The sequence below is a fragment of the Flavobacterium algoriphilum genome (assembly GCF_048158655.1).
Classification (GTDB): Bacteria; Bacteroidota; Bacteroidia; order Flavobacteriales; family Flavobacteriaceae; genus Flavobacterium; species Flavobacterium algoriphilum.
Genome location: NZ_JBLNKY010000001.1, coordinates 267514 through 289565, shown reverse-complemented (window position 1 = coordinate 289565; position 22052 = coordinate 267514). Strand labels below are relative to the sequence as shown.

Annotated in this window: 18 protein-coding genes; 8 read left to right on the top strand and 10 right to left on the bottom strand. The window is 34.7% G+C overall.

Features of this window, described 5'->3' with window-relative positions:
• Nucleotides 1-81: 81 nt before the first annotated feature.
• A complete protein-coding gene (locus ACM55G_RS01245) occupies nucleotides 82-1287 on the bottom strand; it encodes a hypothetical protein (protein WP_416842082.1) in 1206 nt (401 codons plus the stop codon).
• 478 nt (nucleotides 1288-1765) lie between these two features.
• On the bottom strand, nucleotides 1766-2305 hold the full coding sequence (locus ACM55G_RS01240; protein WP_416842081.1) for a hypothetical protein: 540 nt from the start codon (nucleotides 2303-2305) through the stop codon (nucleotides 1766-1768).
• 296 nt (nucleotides 2306-2601) lie between these two features.
• Between ACM55G_RS01240 and ACM55G_RS01235 the strand changes: the two genes are divergently transcribed.
• The 4 genes from ACM55G_RS01235 to ACM55G_RS01220 all read left to right on the top strand — a co-directional run bounded on the left by ACM55G_RS01235 (nucleotide 2602) and on the right by ACM55G_RS01220 (nucleotide 6984).
• The gene (locus tag ACM55G_RS01235) at nucleotides 2602-3741 is read left to right on the top strand and encodes an aminotransferase class I/II-fold pyridoxal phosphate-dependent enzyme (RefSeq protein WP_416842080.1); all 1140 of its coding nucleotides are present in this window, start codon (nucleotides 2602-2604) and stop codon (nucleotides 3739-3741) included.
• A gap of 50 nt (nucleotides 3742-3791) precedes the next feature.
• Nucleotides 3792-4409, top strand: a complete 618-nt coding sequence (gene bioD / locus ACM55G_RS01230) for a dethiobiotin synthase (protein ID WP_416842079.1) — start codon at nucleotides 3792-3794, stop codon at nucleotides 4407-4409.
• A gap of 48 nt (nucleotides 4410-4457) precedes the next feature.
• Nucleotides 4458-5729 (top strand): adenosylmethionine--8-amino-7-oxononanoate transaminase, encoded by a 1272-nt coding sequence (gene bioA, locus ACM55G_RS01225; RefSeq protein ID WP_416842078.1) that lies wholly within the window; start codon nucleotides 4458-4460, stop codon nucleotides 5727-5729.
• 100 nt (nucleotides 5730-5829) lie between these two features.
• On the top strand, nucleotides 5830-6984 hold the full coding sequence (locus ACM55G_RS01220; protein WP_416842077.1) for a beta-ketoacyl synthase N-terminal-like domain-containing protein: 1155 nt from the start codon (nucleotides 5830-5832) through the stop codon (nucleotides 6982-6984).
• A 17-nt stretch (nucleotides 6985-7001) separates the two neighbouring features.
• On the opposite strand, the gene ACM55G_RS01215 is transcribed toward ACM55G_RS01220, so the two are convergent.
• From ACM55G_RS01215 to ACM55G_RS01190, 6 genes are all read right to left on the bottom strand, one after another.
• Nucleotides 7002-7481: a regulatory protein RecX gene (locus tag ACM55G_RS01215; RefSeq protein WP_416842076.1), complete on the bottom strand. Its 480-nt coding sequence runs from the start codon at nucleotides 7479-7481 to the stop codon at nucleotides 7002-7004.
• A gap of 232 nt (nucleotides 7482-7713) precedes the next feature.
• The gene (locus ACM55G_RS01210) at nucleotides 7714-10890 is read right to left on the bottom strand and encodes an efflux RND transporter permease subunit (protein ID WP_416842075.1); all 3177 of its coding nucleotides are present in this window, start codon (nucleotides 10888-10890) and stop codon (nucleotides 7714-7716) included.
• Between the two features lie 85 nt (nucleotides 10891-10975).
• Nucleotides 10976-12037, bottom strand: coding sequence for an efflux RND transporter periplasmic adaptor subunit (locus tag ACM55G_RS01205; RefSeq protein ID WP_416842073.1), 1062 nt, complete (start codon nucleotides 12035-12037; stop codon nucleotides 10976-10978).
• 4 nt (nucleotides 12038-12041) lie between these two features.
• Nucleotides 12042-13385 (bottom strand): TolC family protein, encoded by a 1344-nt coding sequence (locus tag ACM55G_RS01200; protein WP_416842072.1) that lies wholly within the window; start codon nucleotides 13383-13385, stop codon nucleotides 12042-12044.
• Nucleotides 13385-13981, bottom strand: a complete 597-nt coding sequence (locus ACM55G_RS01195) for a TetR/AcrR family transcriptional regulator (RefSeq protein ID WP_416842071.1) — start codon at nucleotides 13979-13981, stop codon at nucleotides 13385-13387. Before ACM55G_RS01195 ends, ACM55G_RS01200 begins: the two co-directional genes overlap by 1 nt.
• A 139-nt stretch (nucleotides 13982-14120) precedes the next feature.
• Nucleotides 14121-14642, bottom strand: coding sequence for a YceI family protein (locus ACM55G_RS01190; protein ID WP_416842070.1), 522 nt, complete (start codon nucleotides 14640-14642; stop codon nucleotides 14121-14123).
• A gap of 205 nt (nucleotides 14643-14847) precedes the next feature.
• Here ACM55G_RS01190 and ACM55G_RS01185 point away from each other — a divergent pair, with 205 nt between their 5' ends.
• Nucleotides 14848-15822 carry a polyprenyl synthetase family protein gene (locus ACM55G_RS01185; protein ID WP_416842069.1) on the top strand — a complete coding sequence of 325 codons (975 nt, stop codon included), beginning with the start codon at nucleotides 14848-14850 and terminating at the stop codon, nucleotides 15820-15822.
• 154 nt (nucleotides 15823-15976) lie between these two features.
• Entirely contained in the window at nucleotides 15977-16330 is a 354-nt protein-coding gene (locus ACM55G_RS01180; protein WP_416842068.1) for a hypothetical protein, read from the top strand.
• Nucleotides 16331-16460: 130 nt separating this feature from the next.
• On the opposite strand, the gene ACM55G_RS01175 is transcribed toward ACM55G_RS01180, so the two are convergent.
• The gene (locus tag ACM55G_RS01175; RefSeq protein ID WP_416842067.1) at nucleotides 16461-17003 is read right to left on the bottom strand and encodes a hypothetical protein; all 543 of its coding nucleotides are present in this window, start codon (nucleotides 17001-17003) and stop codon (nucleotides 16461-16463) included.
• Nucleotides 17004-17120: 117 nt separating this feature from the next.
• Between ACM55G_RS01175 and ACM55G_RS01170 the strand changes: the two genes are divergently transcribed.
• Nucleotides 17121-19895 carry a 2-oxoglutarate dehydrogenase E1 component gene (locus ACM55G_RS01170; protein ID WP_416842066.1) on the top strand — a complete coding sequence of 925 codons (2775 nt, stop codon included), beginning with the start codon at nucleotides 17121-17123 and terminating at the stop codon, nucleotides 19893-19895.
• 99 nt (nucleotides 19896-19994) lie between these two features.
• The gene (gene odhB, locus ACM55G_RS01165; RefSeq protein ID WP_416842065.1) at nucleotides 19995-21209 is read left to right on the top strand and encodes a 2-oxoglutarate dehydrogenase complex dihydrolipoyllysine-residue succinyltransferase; all 1215 of its coding nucleotides are present in this window, start codon (nucleotides 19995-19997) and stop codon (nucleotides 21207-21209) included.
• A 71-nt stretch (nucleotides 21210-21280) separates the two neighbouring features.
• Here odhB and ACM55G_RS01160 read toward each other — a convergent pair whose 3' ends face one another.
• Nucleotides 21281-22048, bottom strand: coding sequence for a hypothetical protein (locus ACM55G_RS01160; RefSeq protein WP_416842064.1), 768 nt, complete (start codon nucleotides 22046-22048; stop codon nucleotides 21281-21283).
• Between the last annotated feature and the right edge of the window lie 4 nt (nucleotides 22049-22052).

The following is a 22052-nucleotide window of genomic DNA, read 5'->3' as shown; positions in this document are numbered from 1 at the left end:
AATAGCATATGTAATCTTTTGATTTTAAATCTTTTTCTAAAGAATAAGTAAGGCGCCTTGTCTTCTGTTTTTAACTTTAATCTAATGCTTCATAGTTACTTTCATTTTTTTATTTAAATTGAAACGATACGAATAACCTACGTTGATTGAGTAGTCTGCAAATGCCGCATCTCCTTGTATGTGTACATATTTACTTGGATCTGTAATTACTGAATTCTGTAAATTTTGATCAGCAATATCGGCAGCGCTTTGAATACGATTTTTCACAACATTATAAGGAATATAAAAACTGAAACCATGTTTTCCTATTCGGTATGAAAAGCCGTATTCAACTGCAATAACATATCCAGGACGGCGATACGCCACTTGGCCGCCAAAAGCGTCGTAAGCAGGGATTCCTTCAAATCGTCCAGCTAATGATATAGTGAAATTTTCTTTTTTATCTACTGCAGCCATAAAACCTGCACGACCAAAATATTGATCAGGAGATGCATAAATATTGTATCCTTCCAAACCTGCTTTTGGGGCTGATTTAAATGTACCGTTTGATTCTCTTGGATTAAACAAATAATATCCGTTAGCAAAACCATATAGGCGTCCTGTTAATTGTCTGAATGCTTGAAGTTCTATTGAATAACCTAGGCCTCCGTCTCCAGGTTGTATGGCTTGATCCATTACAACACTTTTGGTGGTTCCATCAGTTTGTGGAGCATCGTCTTTTCGGTCATGACTACCATTGTTTAATTTTACACCCAATCCTACCATAATATTTCCTTTTTCGGCTTTTTTTGGATCAACAACCCAATAGTTAACGCTTAAACGAGCATCAGCAATTCCTTCAGCATAAACACTGTAACGGTATGTGTTTTTTACAGGTGTTGTTTGTCTCAGTATTTGAGAACGCTCATTGTTTACATAGGGTAATGTTGCGTTTAGCTGAATACGGTCGGTTAATCCATAAGAAATATTTAAATCAACGGCATGAGAATAGATATTTACTGCATTTCCACGTTCTTTTCCGTTTGCATCAAATCCACCACCTGTTAGTTGACGTTGTCGTTGTTCTTCTTTACCAATAAAGTGTCTCCAAGAGTGAAAATAGCGATAATTTGCTCCTACTTGAAATGCACCACTATCAAGATTGTAAGAATTTGAAGTGTTTAAATTTTGACCTCCCATTTGGCGCACAGCTACACAACCTTGTGCAGTCATGTTTTGGGTGCTAAAAGCAATTGTAAGGAATAAGATAAAAATATAAGCGGATTTTATAGCAGATAAATTTTTCAAGGTTTGTTTTTTTAAAATGGTTAATAGTGTTAAATATGCCAACAACCACTTCTTGCTAAAAGGATTGTTGTTGAAAAAACAGAAGTTAATTGATAGTGTTATTGTTGTAAAACAAGATTTGTTTTTTGGCTTTCGCCCAAAAAGTTTCGTTTGATTTTACGCGGAAAAATGAAAAGAGTGATTCTTTAGAAATAAACAGCTCCTTTAGAAATTCATTTTTGAATTTGGAAATGAATTTAACCCATGATTCTGAAACCTAGTCATACAAAATAAAACAGAATTTAAATGTAAAATACGCCTGTGAGTCCTTTTAAAAAAGTGATTTAAGAAAATACAAAAAGACTGTTTTGTATTTGTAATGGGCTTAATTTTCAATAAAATTGTAATAAGTGTACGGTCTTAGCTAAAGTAATCATGAATTATCTTGACTAAAAAAATGCCAAATAAAGGGAATTGTTTCACTAAAAAAATAGAAAAATTAAGCGATGTCTGGTGGAGAATACGATAAGGAAATGTATCCGGAATCTAATGCCTGGTTTGGCAAAATGATAGGTATAATAGAACCTATAGCTGTTTTTGGAGAAAAATCAACCGCGACAGAATTGTTTGGGATGTAATCTTGTAGAAAAGATTTCATCAGTTTTTTTAAAGGTGTCTCTTTAGAAGAAGATCCGTTGAATAATTGATTGTCAACAATGTCTTTTAAGTCTTTCCCTATTGCATCTTGATGTGAATTGCGAAGGTAATAGAGGCTTAGAATGTTGTTTTGAATTCTTTTCTTAAAAATATGATAATTTTTATGGTTAATAACGACATCTTCATTTACATATTCAAAATCAGTGTCTTCAATGAAAGAATATAAAGTAGCATTTAATTGTATTACATGCATCTCTGAATTAGGTGCTTTTTCCATACGGGTCACCCATGCTTGCTCTTCTTGATAAGCAAACATCAGATAGTATCCCAGAACATTGTAAAACAATGTTACTAATAAGAAAAGTGATGGAATTCGTTTCATAATCGCCGAAAGTAGAAAACTATTTTACAATGAAATATTTTTGAAGTAAATTTTAATATAATTTTAACATATTTTTAACAATAGGTTGAATCGAAACCGTTTTCGTAAATTTTTATTAATTATGTTTCGACTATTATTTTTTAGTTGTTAATTTTTAAAGAATTTAATTTTTATGAAAAATGTAATGTGATTTAAAAACAGAATCAATACCTTAAAATTAATTTAATTTTAAAAATGTATAAAACAAAAATGGTACAAAATATATAAACCGGAAAAGATGCTTATTTTTGTGAAGTATGAGAAAATTTCCAAAAAATCTATCCGCTAAATTGGAGAATAGAAAGCAAAACAATGCTTTGCGACAATTGCCTTTATCGAGTAAAGGGATTGATTTTGCTTCCAATGATTATCTCGGATTATCCAAATTAGAAACTATTTTTCACGAAACACACCGGTATTTAATTGACAACAATGAGATTCAAAATGGTGCGACTGGTTCCAGATTATTATCTGGAAATCATAAGCTATATACCCAAACCGAAAACTTCATAGCACAGTTTCATAGATCTGAATCGGCATTAATTTTTAATTCAGGTTATGACGCTAATATTGGTTTTTTTAGTTCGCTTCCGCAAAAAGGGGATTTAATTATATTTGATGAATTATGTCACGCTTCCATTCGAGATGGGATTCAATTGTCGAATGCCAAAGGGTATAAATTCAATCACAATGATTTTGAGGATTTGGAACGATTAATTCTTCGAAATCAAAACACAGTCATTTATATTGTAACCGAATCTGTTTTTTCGATGGACGGGGATACGCCCCATCTTGAAGAATTAGTTCATCTGTCCCAAAAATACAATTGTTATTTAGTTATTGATGAGGCGCATGCCTTGGGTGTTTTTGGAGAAAAAGGGGAAGGATTGGTTCAGAATTTAAATCTGCAAGATCAGGTATTCGCCCGGATTATGACTTTCGGAAAAGGATTGGGATGTCATGGCGCTGCCATTTTAGGCTCTCCAGAATTGAGGGATTATTTAGTAAATTTTTCCAGAAGTTTTATTTACACTACGGGACTTTCACCACATTCGGTGGCCACAATTTTGATGGGTTACCACTATTTAGACAAAGAGAAACAAAATATAGCACTGCTTCGAGAAAATATTATTCATTTCAATCAGGAGAAGAATTTATTGGGGTTAAAACAGTTGTTTGTTCGAAGTAAATCAGCCATACAATCCGCTATTATTCCGGGGAATGAAAATGTTAAATCCATAGCCCAAAAATTACAAGAAAAAGGTTTTGATGTAAAGGCGATACTTTCACCAACCGTTCCCGAAGGTCAGGAACGATTGCGATTTTGTTTGCACAGCTTTAATTCAAAAGAAGAAATCTCTGAAGTGTTGCGTTTGTTGAGTACCTTTGTTTTTTAGTTTAAAACACCTTATAAGGATTCAAACCCTGAAAGGTAAAATTATAATATATGAAACTATTCATTACAGGAATTTCAACCGATGTCGGCAAGACCATTGCATCAGCCATTATAACAGAAGCTTTAGAGGCGGATTATTGGAAACCCATACAAGCTGGCGATTTAGAAAATTCGGACAGTCATAAAATCAAATCGTTTTTGTCTAATAAAAAGACGGTAATCCATCCTAATAGTTATGCTTTGAACACGCCAGCAAGTCCACACTTAGCAGCAGAATTAGACGGAATTGTTATTGATTTAAAGAAAATTACGGAGCTTGAGACAGCTAATCATTTAGTAATTGAAGGAGCTGGAGGTGTTTTCGTCCCGTTGAACGACAAGGATTTGGTTATTGATTTGATTCAACCCGATTATAAAGTAATTGTTGTTTCCCGACATTATTTGGGAAGTATCAATCACACTTTACTCACGATTGAAGCGCTGCAGAACCGAAAAATAAACATTGCGGGAATCATCTTTAGTGGAGAAGAAAACAAAGCTACGGAAACAATAATTTTGAATAAAACAGGTATAAAATGCATTGGAAGAATTGAACAAGAACCCTATTTTGACCAAAATGTAATAAAAGAATATGCTGATTTGTTTCGGGAGAAACTGTTGGAGTTGTAACTTCTAATTTTAAAATCTGAAATCGTTAATCGTTAATCAAAAATTCAAATGACTTTAACCGAAAGAGACAACCAATATCTTTGGCATCCTTATACACAACACAAAACTGCAGCGTTACCCATTGCCATTAAAAAAGGCGAAGGCGCTTTGCTGTGGGACGAAAATGATAAAGAATATATTGATGCAATAGCCTCTTGGTGGGTGAATCCGTATGGGCATTCGAATAAATTCATTGCCGATGCGATTTACAAACAACTCACGACATTAGAACACGTACTTTTTGGTGGATTTACACATGAGCCGGCTATTTTGGTTGCCGAGAAGTTGATGGAAATTTTACCAAAAAACCAACAAAAAATATTTTTTTCTGATAATGGTTCTACGGCGGTTGAAGTAGCAATTAAAGTTGCATTGCAATATTTTTTCAATAAAGGGGAAAAGAGAACTACAATAATTGCTTTCGAAAATGCTTTTCATGGCGATACCTTTGCAGCAATGGCGGCAAGCGGAATTTCGTTTTATACGCAGGCCTTTCAAGGGATGTTCATTGATGTAGTTCGAATACCGGTTCCGGTAGAAGGAGAAGAACAGGAAAGTTATGATGCATTAGAATCAGTTATAAAAAATAATAACTGCGCTGGTTTTATTTACGAGCCTTTGGTTCAAGGAGCGGCAGGAATGGTGATGTATGAGCCGGAAGCGTTAGATGAATTGATGCGAATTTGTCAGCAAAATAAAGTGCTAACCATTGCTGATGAAGTAATGACCGGTTTTGGAAAAACAGGAAAAACGTTTGCTACAGATTATCAGGTAGAAAAACCAGATATGATGTGTTTGTCAAAAGCGTTGACTGGGGGGACAATTCCTATGGCCATTACCACTTTTACCCAAGACATTTTTGAGGCTTTTTATGATGATGATATCAATAAAGCGTTGTTTCACGGACATACTTTCACGGCAAATCCTACGGGTTGTGCGGCGGCTTTGGCAAGTTTTGAGTTGTTGCAAACCAATGCAATGCAAGCTCATATTATTCGAGTAAATAAAAGGCATTTGGATTTTCAACAACATATAAAAACCCATCCAAAAGTAACTACCACTCGTGTACTCGGAGTGATTTTTGCTTTAGAAATAAAAACCGAGAGTACTGCCAGTTATTATGGAACCTTGCGTAACAAGCTCTATGATTTTTTTATTGAAAACGGGATAATTCTGCGTCCAGTTGGGAACATAGTTTATATTTTACCACCCTATATTATTACCGATACGCAATTGCAAAAAGTATATCAAGTGGTCGAAAAGGCTTTAGAAATAGCTTAAATTTATAACAATAAAGCGGTATTTTGAATGTATAAATTTTCAAACCCTCGTGAACTTTGCAAAAACTTTGCGACCTTTGCGCTTAAATAACAACACTATTTTGTCTCAAACAATCTCTATAACTGCTATTGCTTCCATTTCACCTTTAGGAATTACACCAGAAGTGATTTGGGAAAATTATCTCAACGAAAATCATTGTTTTACGGAGCATAATTTAGATAATAAAAAAACTTTTGTAGCAACTTTAGATACTACTTCAGAACAAGTTGTTGACGAATTACGAGAATCAGATAACAAATACAAATCGTTAGATAAGTCCGTTTTATATGCGATGGCGGCTTCAAGAAAAGCGATGCTAAATGCAGGTTGGACTCAAAATGATGTTTTCGGAATCAACATTGGTTCTTCTCGCGGTGCAACAGATTTATTCGAAAAACACTATCAAGAATATTTAGAAACAGGAAAAGCCCATACACTAGCTTCCCCTACAACTACTTTGGGGAATATTTCCTCGTGGGTGAGCCATGATCTGCATAGTTCAGGACCGGAAATTTCACATTCCATTACGTGTTCGACTGCTTTACACGCTGTGCTGAATGGCGTGGCTTGGTTGCGCTCCGGAATGGCGGATAAATTTATGGTTGGTGGTAGCGAAGCGCCTTTAACTGATTTTACGATTGCGCAAATGCGGGCGCTCAAAATTTATTCGAATAGTGACGAGACGTATCCCAATCGCGCGCTTGACTTAGAAAAGAAACAAAGCACCATGATTCTTGGCGAAGGTGCCGGAGTTTGTTGTCTCGAAATAGGTAAAAAAGAAAATGCATTGGCTTATATCGAAGGTATTGGTTATGCGACAGAAATTTTGGAACATAATATTTCCATTTCGGCAGAAGCGACCTGTTTCCAGAAATCAATGAAAATGGCTTTGCAAAATACGGATTTATCTGAAGTTGATGTGATTGTCATGCATGCTCCAGGAACGATAAAAGGTGATTTGACAGAATATAAAGCTATTGAGAAAGTCTTTGGTGAAAAACTTCCTTTATTGACGACCAATAAATGGAAGATTGGACACACTTTTGGCGCTTCAGGAATACTCAGTATGGAATTGGCGATTATGATGATGCAACACAATAGGTTCATCGGAGTCCCTTTTGTGGAAGCACAATTACAGACAAAACCCATTAGAAAAGTATTAATTAATGCTGTAGGTTTTGGTGGGAATGCGGTAAGCGTGCTATTGAGTTTATAGTTAGGATGAATTGCTTTTTACTCTTCTTTTAAAATTTCCAGTTCTTTGACTTTTTCAAAGACTAAATTGCTTTCAAATCCTCTGCGTAACAGATAATCACAGAATTTTTTACGTTTTTTCATCAAATTAGTTTCTCGTACAGATTCCCAATGTCTTTCTGCCAATGTGTGAAATGTTGTCGCGTATTCCTCAGGAGCGATTTCCTTTAGAGCAATATTGATAAGAGTTTGTGTTATTTTTTTTGACTTTAATTCGTTTACGATCCTGATTTTCCCCCAATGTTTTATGCGGTGTTTGCCTCTTGCAAAACTACAGGCAAAACGTTCTTCGTTGAGAAAATTATCACTGATAAGATGCACCATAATAGTGTCAATTTCTTCAGAATCCATCTTCATCGTTCGTAATTTCTGCACCACTTCTTGATGACACCTTTCTTGATAGGCACAAAAATGCTCTATCTTATGGATGGCTTCTTTTATCGAAAAAACGTCATTCATGGGTTCTCTTAGTTATTGACTGAGTAAAATATTGATCGGAGTTGAATAAAAACAGGGACATTAATTCGTCACAAAAATAGGGTTTTTAATTAGACACAATCTGAAACATGAAAATATTTATTCTTTTTACAATGCCAAAATCATATTGAAACAAAAAACCGTTGCAAGAATGTTCTTGCAACGGTTTAATTAATGAGTATCGTTTTTTAGGACGAGATTTTAAATATTAGGATTACACGGTGTGTTTTGGATTAAAACCATCTTCACTCAATTCTGTATGGACATAATCGGCTACCATTTCAGCTTCGTAATCTGTTTTTTCTCCTTTACTAAATTTAGAAATTAATTTCTCCATAATTTCGTATATCACCGGAACAACAATCAGGGTTAAAAACAATGATGAAATCAATCCTCCAATAATTACCCATGCCAAACCATTTTTCCATTCGGCTCCTGCTCCAGATGCTAATGCAATTGGGAACATACCGAATACCATTGCAATGGTCGTCATCAAAATTGGACGAAGTCTCGCATGATTGGCCTGAATTAATGCCGTTCTTATTGATTCTCCTGCAGCTCTTCGCTGATTGGTGTAATCGACTAGCATAATCGCATTTTTACACACTAGACCAATAAGCATAATTACTCCTAGAATGGTGAAAATATTCAAAGTATTATTAGTTAACGCCAAGGCTAACATTGCTCCGATGAACGAAAGCGGAATAGCAAACAATACCACAAATGGGTGCACAAAACTGTCATATAAAGAAACCATTACAAGATAAACTAAGATAATTGCTGCTAATAATGCAATTCCTAATGTTCCAAAACCTTCACTTTGGTTTTCCTGATCTCCACCCCAAATGTAGTTTACACCAGTTGGTTTCTCTAGCTTGTCAAGCTTTTCTTGCCATTGATTTACAATTGTTCCAGAAGGGACACCTACATTTTGACCTTGTACCGTTACTGAAGGGGTTTTGTCTCTACGCTCTAACTGACTTGGTCCAGAACCTTCCTTGATTGTTGCAAATTGAGATAATTTAATTTGCTGACCCGAAGCGTTGATGAAAATTAGATTACTAACATCCTCAATACTTTTTCTGTCAAAACTATTGTATTTTATATTAATGTCATATTCGTATTCTCCTGCTCTAAATTTTCCATCTGTATTTCCGGAATAAGCCGTTTGCATGGTTAAACCAACAGTTTGCAAAGAAAGTCCAAGAAGGGCCATTTTATCTCTGTCAACTTGTACATTAATTTCAGGATTTCCATCTTCAACAGTTAGTTTAATCTCAGTTGTTCCAGGAATTTTTCTTAATTCAGCTTCTGCTAATTTGGCAAATTTCATGGCACTTTCCACGTTTGGTCCAGTTACAATTAAACCTAAAGTGGCATTTTCAGCTGTTCCTAAAATACCAACCGGAACCGTTTTTACTTTTGCACCAACCAGTACTTTTTCTAGTTTTCGTTTGATTTTTGCTGCGTAAACGGATGCTCCATCAGTACGATCTTTTTGTTCAATCATTTTTACATCAATCTCGGCTTTGTAAGCTGTTGCTTGGGAGCCTCCTAAGCCTTCACTGGTTTGACCAACCGTTGTAATTTGACTGTGAACATATTCTTGCGTTTTCAAAAATGCTTCTGCTTTTTGTGTCATAAAGTTGGTTTGCTCTAATGACGCATCTTTTGGCATTTCTATTTGAACTAAAAATTCACCACTATCTGACGCTGCAAAGAATTCACCACCAATAAAACCTCCACCAACCAATCCCATGGTTGATCCGAAAAACAGAACAATAACAATCGCTAAGGTGGTTTTGTAGTGGTCTAAACTCCAGGTCAATAAACTTGAAATCCAGTTGATGAAACGGGTTAAATAGCTTTCAAATCCAAGGATAATTCTTCCAAAAAGATTTTTGCCTTCAATATGTTCTAATTTTCCATAACGAGAAGACAACCAAGGAATAATGGTAAACGAAGCTACCAATGACAATAATGTTGAGATAATAACGGTTACACAAAACTGTGTAATAATGTTAGAAACTAAACCTGAACTCATGGCGATTGGTAAAAACACAACCACAATAACTAAAGTGATTGATACTACTGTTCCGCCAATTTCAGCTGTTCCGTCGTAGGAAGCACGAACACGGTTTTTACCCATTTCCATGTGCCTGTAAATATTTTCGAGAACCACAATCGCATCATCGACCAGAATACCAACTACCAGAGATAGTCCAAGTAAACTCATTAAGTTTAAAGTGTATCCCATTAAATAAATCCCGATAAATGTAGCAATTAATGATGCTGGAATAGAAACCATTACTATAAGTGCGTTTCTAATACTGTGTAAGAAAAACAACATTACAAAGGCAACTAAAAGTACTGCAATAAGTAAATCATGGACAACAGAATCAGCTGCCTCGAGTGTGAAAATGGTACTATCTTTAGCTATTTGAAGCTCTAATCCATTCTTTTTATAATCGGTTGTAAGTTTATTAATGGTTTTAACCAATTCCTCACTTACGGCAACCGCATTGGCATCAGATTGTTTAATGATTTGTAAAACAATAGCACTTTTTTGATCGACACGCGATATTTTTTCAGCAATTTTTTGGGTATCTTGAACATCTGCAATGTCACTAAGTCGAACTTGGACTCCGTTTTGGGACGAGACTACTAAATGTCGCAATTCTTCAACATTTTTATATTTCCCGGCTAAACGAATTAATATTTTTTGATCACGAGTTTGAATATTCCCTGTTGGAAAATCTAAATTTGAACTCAAAATAGTTTGTTGCACTTGCGGAACCGAAAGTCCGTACCCTTGCAGTTTTACCGCATTAAGATTTACTTGAATTTCACGTTCTTGTCCTCCAATAATGTTTACTTGCGCAACTCCTGCAACTCTAGAAAGAACGGGAGCCACTTTTTTGTCTATTAAGTCATAAAAAGCTACTTCGTCCATTTTTCCGTTGGCACCAATAGTCATAATTGGTAAATCACTCAACGAGAATTTGGATAACGAAGGCGTCTTGGCATCATCTGGTAAATCACTGATGATAGCATTTATTTTTCGTTGTGCATCATTCATCGAAATGTCAACTTTGGCTGTTGAAGTCAAAGATATCGATACGATAGATAAACTTTCGTAGGATTTAGAATCAATTTTTTTGATGTTTTCTAAAGAAGCAACGGCATCTTCAATTTTTTTGGTTACCGTATTTTCAACTTCACTTGGAGAAGCTCCAGGATATATAGTTGCAATGGTAATTACATTCTGTTCGAATTTAGGAATTAATTCGTAGCCCAGTTGGCTGTAGCTGAACAGTCCGCCTAAAATTAGCATTGTAAACAATACAATTACTAAGGAGGGACGCTTTATAGATATTTCTGCTAATTTCATATGTTTTATTGTTGATTATTAAGTATTAATGGTCATATAATTTCAAGGTCAATTGTTTTTAACGAACCATTGTTGCCATTAATAATTATTTAATAATATCTACTTTATATCCGTCTTGTAAGTTTATCTGTCCTGTAACAATTACGGTATCACCATCAGAAAGACCATTTAAAATTTCTACTTTATCACCAAGTATTCTTCCAGCAGTAACCGTTTTTAGTTTAGCGATTCCATTTTCTACTACAAATATTTGGTTGCTGCTTACACTTCCTACAAATGCATTTCTAGGAACAATCATCAATGATTTTTTTTGTTGGCTCGAAGCAAATTCAGCTGTTCCATACATACCCGCTTTCAAATCATTAGACGAATTATTAGCAATTTCTATTTCTACAGGAAAGTTTAAACGGGAATCCGCTTTTGGGGCTATGAAAGTAATTTTACCTGAAAAAGTAGCATCCGGATAGACACTTGCTTTAACATTTACATTGTTTCCTAATTTTAAGCTGGCAACTTGGTTTTCATTCACGCTAACTTTTAATTTCAATCTAGTAACATTTACAATGTCAAACATTTGAGTTGCCGCTCCAAGAACGGAACCTGGCTCAATATATTTTTTGTTTATAATCCCGTTAATGGTAGATTTGATATTAGTATCACCTATATTAACTTTAGCTTGTTGTAATCTTGATTTTGCAGTTACTAACCCTAATTTTGCCTGATCTAATTGTTGTTTTGTAACACCTCCCGTTTTGTATGCATTTTCAAAACGATTGTAATCACTTAATGCATTTTGATAGGAAGCTTGCGCTGTTTCTAAGTCCGAAGAAATCTGTTCACTTCTTATAATGGCTAAGGTTTGTCCTACACGCACTGTCGATCCTTCATCTACTAAAACACGCACTACTCTTCCTGGTTTTTCTGCAGAAAAACTCAACTCTTGTAATGGCTCAAAATTTCCATTTGCTGAAAAATCAAGTGAAACTTCTTCCGTTTTCACCGTTTCAATTTTAACAGAAACACTGGCGTTTTTTTCGGCTACAATAGCTGTTTTTGCTTCATTTTCTTTTTTATTGTTTGTTAAAACTACTGCGATGATTATTATTGCGCCTAAAATAATTATTCCGGTTATTATATTTTTTTTCATGTTGTTAGTTGTTTATTAAAGTTTTTAATTGCCCTTTTGATTTGATTAATTGAATTTCTGCCAGTTTGTAATCTAATATTGCAGAAGTGTAATTGTTTTGTGCCTCTGTCAATGAATTTTCCGCATCCAATAAATCAGTTAATGAAGCTAAACCTTGCACGTAATTATTTCTGGTGTTGCTTAAAACATCTTGTGCTAATTGTGCATTTATCTTTTGGTTATTGATGGTAATGACGCTGTTATTAATTTGAATGTTTGCATTTTCATAAGCTAAATCAAGGCTTAATTTGGTGTCATTTATGTCTTCTTTCAGGGATCTTAAATTGACATCTGCTTGTCTCACTTTTGCTCGAGTTGAAAATCCTGTAAAAATGGGCACTTTTAAATTCAAACCAATTGAAGAGAAATCAGACCAATAAACACCTTCAGACGGTTTTGCTCCCCAAGGCATTTTTGGACCTTGTCCTATATAGTTGTAACCCGCCGAAAGGGAAAGCGTTGGGTAATATGCCGCTTCATCTGCTTTCTTTTGAAACATTAATAATTGTTCTTGTTTTTTCAAAAGCAAATATTCCGTTCTGTTTGCCGTATTTGGTGCTTCAGCTAATGCTTCAGGTGTGACTTGAAATTCTGTTTGAGGAATGCTGATTTTAGTTTCAATTGGCATTCCAATGTAAAACTTCAAAGCGTTTTCCTGCAATTGAACTGCATTTAAAACTTGTTGGCGCTGGGTGTTAATGTTTGAAATTTTCACTAAAATCCGATCCAAATCAATTTTTTTAGCTAGACCATTATCAAATTGTCCTTTAATTATGGTTTTCACTTTATTGGTGTTGACATAATTGCTGTCCAGTACCTTTAATCGTTGGCGTTGTACATAGACTTGATAATAATTATTTGCCACTCTTTCAATTACTTGCTCTTCTGTCAATTGTTCGTTAATTTGGTAGAATTCCCGGGTTGATCTCGCGGCTTTCAAACCAGTGAAAACAGATTGGTCAAAAAGAGTTTGTGTCAAAGAAACACCCGCCGTTGAATTCCATTTTTGGCCAAAATTAGCTTGAATAATTGATCCTTGTTCTCCGCCAAAAGAACCTGCGTCGAGGAAAGTAGTTTGCAAAATTGGGTTGTATGTTAATCCTCCATTTGCAGAAATTTGCGGCAGTGCTCTAGAACGTACTTCTTGAATTTGATATTCGCTGTTTTCTACTTTTAATTTTGCTTTTTTTGCATCTGCTTTATTTTCCAAAGCATACGTAATCGCATCTTTTAGCGTTAACGATTTAATTTCTTGTGATTTTGCAGTGATTGCAAAAATTAAGAGAGTGGTTAAAATTATATTCTTCATTATACATTAGGTTTTAGTATGTGTTTTTCAAGTTCAATAATTCCATTTGGTGTTGCCAAAGCTCTGGTATGGTATTCTAAAATTTCAAGTTCTAATTTTTGAGCTTCTTTTTCAGAACTGGTAGTTTCTTTAATGCTAAAAACTAACAGATAATAAAATCGGATATAGCTTGCAATAGTTACATTTTCTCGATACAATCCTTGTTGAATCCCTTTCTCAATATTTTGTTTGAAAATAGTGTTGCATTCGTTAATTTCTCTGGACATTACCTTTTCGTATATTTCTGGGTAATGCTTTTTTAATTGATATATCGGAGAAGTATCTGATGATTTAAACATTTCTTTAAACAATTTTCTAATCTCGAAGTTTTCCTGAATTGCATTGAAATTTTTTAAAATAACAGCGTCAATAATCTGGTGTATTTCTTTATGAATTGTTGCAGTGCTTTCCTCAATGAGTATTTCCTTGTTACAGAAATACTTGTAAATCGTTTTTTTTGAAATGCACATTTCTCCTGCAATATCATCCATTGTAATGCTCTTAAAACCTAGCTTTAAAAACATCTCACTTGCTTTTGATATAATTTTCTCTTTCATTTTATTTATTCTTAACCTGTTACCGGTTATTTAATTTATAGAAATATGTTAAATTTCGACTGCAAATATAACAAGGAAACTTTGAACACCAAAATAGTTTCCTTTTTTTTTGTGATTATTTAACATTTACATAAACGAACTAAATTGTGAATTCTAAATTTGCAATAAGTTTGATGTCTTGCCTTGGATTTATTCCACCAGTTTGAGTATATGCATTTGATGTTAAACCAAAATCTTTTCGATTGATATCTCCAGTTATTTCAAATGCAGCTTTTTGATCTCCATTGTAAGAGTTAATTCCAACAAACGCTGCATCAAGTTCGACCACTTTTGTGATGTTTTTGATGGTTAGATTCCCTTTTAAAAAATTAATGTTCCTGTTGACTTTTTGAAATGATGTAGATTTAAAACTTATAATTGGAGATTCATTTATATCAAAAAAATCATTCAATTTTAAATGTGAATCAATTTGTTCCACTCTTGTATCGGTGTTGTTTACGTTTAAGGAAAATTCGATAGAAGCGTCTTCAATTTCATTGTTCTGAATGTCTATATGGCCTTTGAACTTGTTGATTGTTCCTGCTAAATATGCAATTATGGAGTGTCTTATCTTAATCAGAACATCAGATTGGGTTGAATCAATGGTCCAGGTTGTTGTCATAATATGGGGTTTTAATTAGGTTGGATTTTTCATTTCAGGACGGTTTGAAATGTTTTTAATTGAATTTTCAATTTCGGTGCAAATGTAGACAGGAAACTTTGAATACCAAAATAGTTTCCATTGTATTTGTAATTATTTAACATTTGATTAAGAAACGTAGTTTGGAATAAAGAGTGAATACTGTAAATTAGCCAAAAATTAATTTATGCATACCATTTATCAGTATCAGGAGTTCATTTCGGATTATTTACAAGCCCAATATGAAGCCAGAGAGCCCAAAAATTTATACGAACCCATACATTATATTCTAGATCTTGGAGGGAAAAGAATGCGTCCGGTACTTACATTGATGAGCACCGAAGTTTTTGATGCAGATTATAAAAAAGCATTACCAGCGGCTTTAGCTGTTGAGGTTTTTCATAATTTTTCGTTAGTTCATGATGATATTATGGATGATGCTCCCTTGCGAAGAGGCAAGGAAACCGTTCACGAAAAATGGAATATAAATACCGGAATTTTATCTGGAGATGCCATGCTCATTTTGGCCTACCAATATTTTGAACAATATGAACCAATTGTTTTTCGAGATTTAGCAAAACTATTTAGTAAAACGGCGCTTGAGGTTTGTGAAGGGCAACAGTGGGATGTAGATTTTGAAGTTAGAGATGATGTTACGATTGCCGAATATCTTAAAATGATTGAATGTAAAACAGCCGTTTTAGTTGCTGCAGCAATGAAAATGGGTGCGATTATTGCAGATGCAACAAAGGAAAATGCAAATTTAATTTATGATTTTGGACTAAATTTAGGTTTGGCTTTTCAATTGCAGGATGATTATCTAGATGCTTTTGGAGATCCGGAAACGTTTGGTAAACAAGTTGGTGGCGATATTATTGAAAATAAAAAAACCTATTTGTATCTAAAAGCAGTAGCTTTTTCAGCAAAAGAAGAGAAACAACAACTGATGGATTGGTTTTCTATTCAGCCAGAAGATAATTCAGATAAAATTAATGCAGTAAAAGAAATTTTTAATAGTTCAGGTGCTTCAAAAGCAACACAAGATGCCATTCAAGAATATACTTTTAAGGCTTTCCAAACATTAGACAAAATGAATGTAAGTGCTGATAAAAAAGCAATACTAAGGGCTTTTGGGGAGAATTTAATGGGAAGAAAAGTGTAGATTTTTGATTCCAGATTAACGATTTTTGATTGCAGAAGTTTTACTTCGGATAAAAATGATTTATTTCAAAAATCAGTCTAATTCAAAAAATTAAAAATTTAGAGCAGTTTTAAAATCAAAAATATAAAGTCGTTAATTCTTAATCTGAAATCAAATGTTTGTAGCTCCAAAAAATGCAGATTTACTGCTTGTCGAAGCGGAAGGAGAAAATCTATATTTGAAATTAATTGAACAGATTAATAAGGATTTTAATCTCGCTAATGAGGGAATTGATTTTCCGTTGAGTACTTCTCCTGATGAATTGAAACTGCAATTACATGAAAAAATTTACAGACTAATTCAATATAAATTTGCCGAATACCTCAATTTACTTTACATAATTGATGTTTCTGAAGAACAAATAAAAAAGCTGGATGGTTCAGATTTAGTAATTCTTGCCGAAGAAGTTGCTTTTCTAATTCTAAAAAGAGAATGGCAAAAAGTGTGGTTTCGTAATAAATATCGTTGATTACGCTTTTTCTTTGGGAATCATTGTTCTTTCAGGGTTGTGTTCTTTCCAAAATTCCGTAATAAGTGCCGTTAATCGCTTTTTCTATGGTTTTGGCTCCCTCTCCTTTGGAGAGGGTTGGGGAGAGGAATTAAAAATAAACCCTTGCAAAAGGCGTGAAGGCGTTGCCATAAACCTTGTTATTGTCATTTAATACATTGTAACGAGCGCCAATAGTTACATTCCCAGTTCTATAGCCGGCACCAAGAAATAAACCGGTGTTCCAGTAATCTTGTGAATTGCTATTGGAACCATCTAAATCTACATTGACTCTTAATTGTTCTAATTCTGCGGAAAGTTGAATTTCGTTAATAGGATTAAAGAGTCCTATAACACTGCCTCCATATAAGTGAGATGCATAATAATTCTTTTGTTTTACATAAATGTATTGCGCGCCAAGACCCAAAGCTATATATTGATTGAAATTATAAATGGCACTTGGGGCTAAGGAAATATCAGTGTAACCAGTGGCAAAACTTAATCCGATTCCACCACCAAATTGAACTTTTTTCCAAAAATCACTTTGTGATTGGGAATCAATCGTTTGTTGTTGTGCTGATAAGAAACCGGAAGAGAATAAGGTTATCGAAATTAAAAAAGTTCTTAAAATCGCTAATTGATGATTTTTTTTCATGTTTTAAGGGTTTTTTTAACAAATTTTTACGTAAAAGTACGTAAAAAATCGATTTAGATAGAATTGATTATTGTACTTTTGTCAAACTATTTAACAAAAAGTATATTCACTAGCATTATGGATAGGTTTTCATTTTTAAACGCAGCACACACCGAATTTTTCGCACAATTATACGATCAATATTTAGTAAATCCAGATAGCGTAGAGCCAAGTTGGAGAGGTTTTTTTCAGGGTTTCGACTTTGGAATGACTACTTATAATGAGGGAAACCCCGTAACCTACATCGCAAATGTAGCTTCTGGGAACATGGAGAGTACAAATGTATCGGAAAAACTTCAAAAAGAATTTAACGTATTAAAATTGATTGACGGGTACCGTTCTCGCGGACATTTGTTTACAAAAACAAATCCCGTAAGAGAAAGAAGAGCTACTTTGCCTACACTGGACATTGTAAACTTTTCGCTTTCGGCAGCTGATTTAAATATTGTTTTTGATGCGGCAAAGGTAATCGGTATTCAGCCTTGTACGCTTCAGGAAATTATAATGCACTTGGAGAGTATTTATTGTCAGCATATTGGGATCGAGTATATGTATATTCGAAAACCAGAAGTGGTGGACTGGATTCAGGAAAAACTTGGGATTAATGACAATCAGCCTAATTTTTCTGCTGATGAAAAGAAATCCATTCTTGATAAATTGAATCAAGCCGTTTCTTTTGAGAATTTCTTGCATACAAAATATGTTGGTCAAAAACGATTTTCGCTTGAAGGAGGAGAATCAGTAATTCCAGCTTTGGACGCTTTGATTGAAAAAGCGGCCGAAAAAGGAGTGGAACAATTTGTAATGGGAATGGCTCATAGAGGTCGTTTGAATGTTTTGGCAAATATTTTTGGCAAATCTACCCAAGACATTTTTGGAGAATTTGACGGTAAAGATTACGATCAGGAATATTTTGACGGAGACGTAAAATACCATTTAGGCCTTACAGCGGATAAAGTTACCCGTACAGGAAAAAAGATAAATATTAATTTAGCTCCAAATCCTTCTCACCTTGAAACAGTAGGTGCCGTAATTGAAGGGATTACAAGAGCAAAACAAGATAAATATTTTCCTAATGATTTCTCTAAAGTATTGCCAATCGCTGTTCACGGTGATGCCGCAATTGCTGGTCAGGGAATTCTTTATGAAATAGTGCAAATGGCACAATTGGACGGATATAAAACGGGAGGTACAATTCACATTGTAATCAACAATCAAGTAGGTTTTACAACTAATTATCTGGATGCTCGTTCATCAATTTATTGTACGGATGTTGCCAAAGTAACACTTTCACCGGTATTACACGTAAATGCAGATGATGCAGAAGCAGTGGTACACGCCATGTCATTTGCGTTGGATTTTAGAATGCAATTTGGTCGTGATGTATTTATCGATTTATTAGGATATAGAAAATACGGACATAATGAAGGTGATGAACCTCGTTTCACTCAACCAGTTTTGTATAAAATTATTGCAAAACATCAAAATCCAAGAGATATTTATGCGGAAAAGCTATTATCAGAAGGAATTATTGACGCTACTTATGTGAACGGATTAGAAAAAGAATACAAATCTAATCTTGAAGTAAATCTTGAGGCATCCCGTAAAAAAGACTTGACAATTATTACTCCATTTATGAAAAATGAATGGAAAGGTTTTGAGCAAGTAACGGATACACAAATGCTTTTAAATGTAGATACTTCGTATTCTGCAGCAGGACTTACACAAGTTGCAAATGCTATTTGTAATTTACCTTCGGATAAAAAGTTTATCAGCAAAATCCAGAAATTGATTAACGACAGAAAAACAATGTTTTTCGATACCAATAAGTTGGATTGGGCTATGGCCGAACATTTAGCTTATGGAACATTATTACAAGAAGGATATGATGTTCGTATTTCTGGACAAGATGTGGAGCGTGGTACTTTCTCCCATCGTCATGCCGTTGTAAAAGTGGAGGATTCAGAAGAAGAAGTGGTTTTAATAAATAATTTAGAAGGTAAAAAAGGAAAATTCAATATTTTCAATTCTCTTTTATCTGAATATGGTGTTTTAGGTTTTGATTATGGCTACGCCCTAGCAAACCCAAATACACTTACAATATGGGAAGCACAGTTTGGAGATTTCAGTAATGGAGCCCAAATTATGATTGACCAATACATTTCTTGTGGAGAAGATAAATGGAACAATCAAAATGGTATTGTTTTATTATTGCCTCACGGATATGAAGGACAAGGAGCGGAACATTCCTCTGCCAGAATGGAACGTTATTTACAACTATGCGCCAGACAAAACATGTATGTTGCTGATTGTACAACGCCTGCCAACTTTTTTCACTTGTTGAGAAGACAAATGAAAACGACTTTCCGTAAACCACTTATTGTGTTCACTCCAAAAAGTTTATTGCGTGATCCAAGGGTAGTTTCTTCTGTTGAAGAATTTGCAACGGGTAGTTTCCAAGAAACATTTGATGATGTAACAGTAAATAAATCGGAGGTGAAAACATTAGTTTTCTGTACGGGTAAATTCTATTATGACATCACTGCCGAAAGAGAAAATAACGGTCGTAATGATGTTGCTGTAGTTAGAATCGAACAATTATTTCCATTACCGGTAGAGCAATTAAAAGCCATTATCGCTAAATATCCAAACGCTGATGATTATGTTTGGGCACAAGAAGAGCCAAAAAACATGGGGGCTTACAGTTATATGTTGATGAATTTCGATTTAGTAAAATGGAGATTGGCTTCACTAAAAGCATATGCAGCACCGGCAGCAGGAAGTTACACCAGAGCAAAACGCCGTCAGGCCGATGCGATACGAATGGTATTCGATAAAAACTTATTTAGATAATAGGAGCCGCTTCCATCTGAGCTAAAATGGTACATATAATAAGCAGGTTGTTTTTAGAACAATTTAAAATTTAAAATTCATAATTTAAAATAATAGAACATGATTTTAGAAATGAAAGTCCCATCACCAGGGGAATCTATAAAAGAAGTTGAAATTGCAACTTGGTTGGTAAAAGACGGAGACTATGTAGAGAAAGACCAAGCAATTGCTGAGGTTGATTCTGATAAAGCAACATTAGAATTGCCTGCAGAAGCAAGCGGAATCATTACATTAAAAGCAGAAGAAGGCGATGCTGTAGCAGTAGGAGCAGTAGTTTGTTTAATTGACACTAGCGCTGCAAAACCAGCAGGTGATACACCAGCAGTTGCAGTAGAAGCTCCAAAAGCTGAAGCACCAAAAGTGGCTCCGGTAGCAGCAGCTCCAGCAGCAACTTACGCTTCAGGAACTCCATCTCCAGCAGCAAGAAAAATATTAGACGAAAAAAATATAGCTCCAGCTTCAGTAACAGGAACTGGAAAAGACGGAAGAATCACTAAAGATGATGCCGTAAATGCAGTTCCATCTATGGGAACACCTACAGGTGGATCTCGTGGAACAGAGCGTACTAAATTATCGATGTTGCGTAGAAAAGTGGCAGAAAGATTAGTTGCTGCTAAAAACGAAACAGCGATGTTGACTACTTTCAATGAAGTAAACATGACGCCAATCAACTTGATTCGTAATGAATACAAAGATGCGTTTAAAGCAAAACATGGTGGAATTGGTTTAGGTTACATGTCTTTCTTTACTAAAGCAGTAACCAGAGCATTAAAATTATTCCCGGATGTAAATTCAATGATGGATGGTGATCATAAGATTGCTTTCGATTTTTGTGACATTTCAATTGCAGTTTCAGGACCAAAAGGATTAATGGTTCCTGTAGTTCGTAATGCGGAGAACTTGACTTTCCGTGGAGTTGAAGCGGATATTAAAAGATTAGCATTAAAAGCGCGTGACGGGCAAATCACAGTTGACGATATGACTGGCGGAACCTTCACGATTACTAACGGTGGTGTTTTTGGAAGTATGTTAAGTACGCCAATTATCAATCCTCCACAATCTGGAATCCTTGGAATGCACAACATTATAGAACGTCCAATTGCCGTAAACGGCAAAGTGGAAATTCACCCAATGATGTATGTAGCTTTATCGTATGATCATAGAATTATTGATGGACGTGAGTCTGTTGGTTTCTTAGTAGCGGTAAAAGAAGCTCTAGAAAATCCATTAGAATTATTGTTGGATAACAATCCTAAAAAAGCATTAGAATTGTAATTACTTATACGTTGTCTTTCTGACGAAGGAAGAATCTCTATCCCGTTTAGTTTTGCTAAACGGGATTTTTTTTAGATCCCTTTAAATTCCACCGCATCAAAAAGAGCATAGTTTTGGCTTTGTGGAATGTGTTCTCCTATAAATTGTAAATTCTCTACACTGCAATAGATCTTAAATTTGGTGGTTTTACCATAACTAAGTTGAACAGTTGCCATAATTGCATCATTGATTTTCCAACTTACAGTATAACGCCCGTTTGCGGTTAGTGTTAATTGTAACGTGAGATTGTACGATTGCCCTCTTTTGATTTTCTTTTGAACAGATTGAAATGGATAGCCTTGTGAGGTCATATATACAATAAGATCGTCTGGTTGTGCCGCTAATTGATCTCGGACGGCTTGCTTTCCGTAACCAATCTCAAAATCAAGTTCGTGTGTGTCGTTATTGTATAAAAAAGCTCCAATGCTTGCCATGTCGCCAACACCCATTTCGGGCACAAAAACAGTCCAACGGTAGGTTCCTGCGGCAAAACTTGAAATCGTTTTTACTTTTGATCTTTCCCAAGTATTTGGATTGGTGAAAATGCGCAAATTTCCATTTTCAATCCAGTAATTTGGATTGCCAACTTGGGTAGCATCTTCCCATTCCGTTAAATTATCGAAGTTCCAAATTTTTGAAGTGGTTGTGTTTGAAATTTTCAAAGTGCTGGTTTTCAAAATACTGGGATTTTTGGAATCTGAATTAGTTATTGTTTCATTTTCGTTGGTTATAGTATCGGGAGAACAAGAAAATAAAAATAATGCCGTAAATATCAATAGTTTTTTGAAAATATTTTTCATGTTT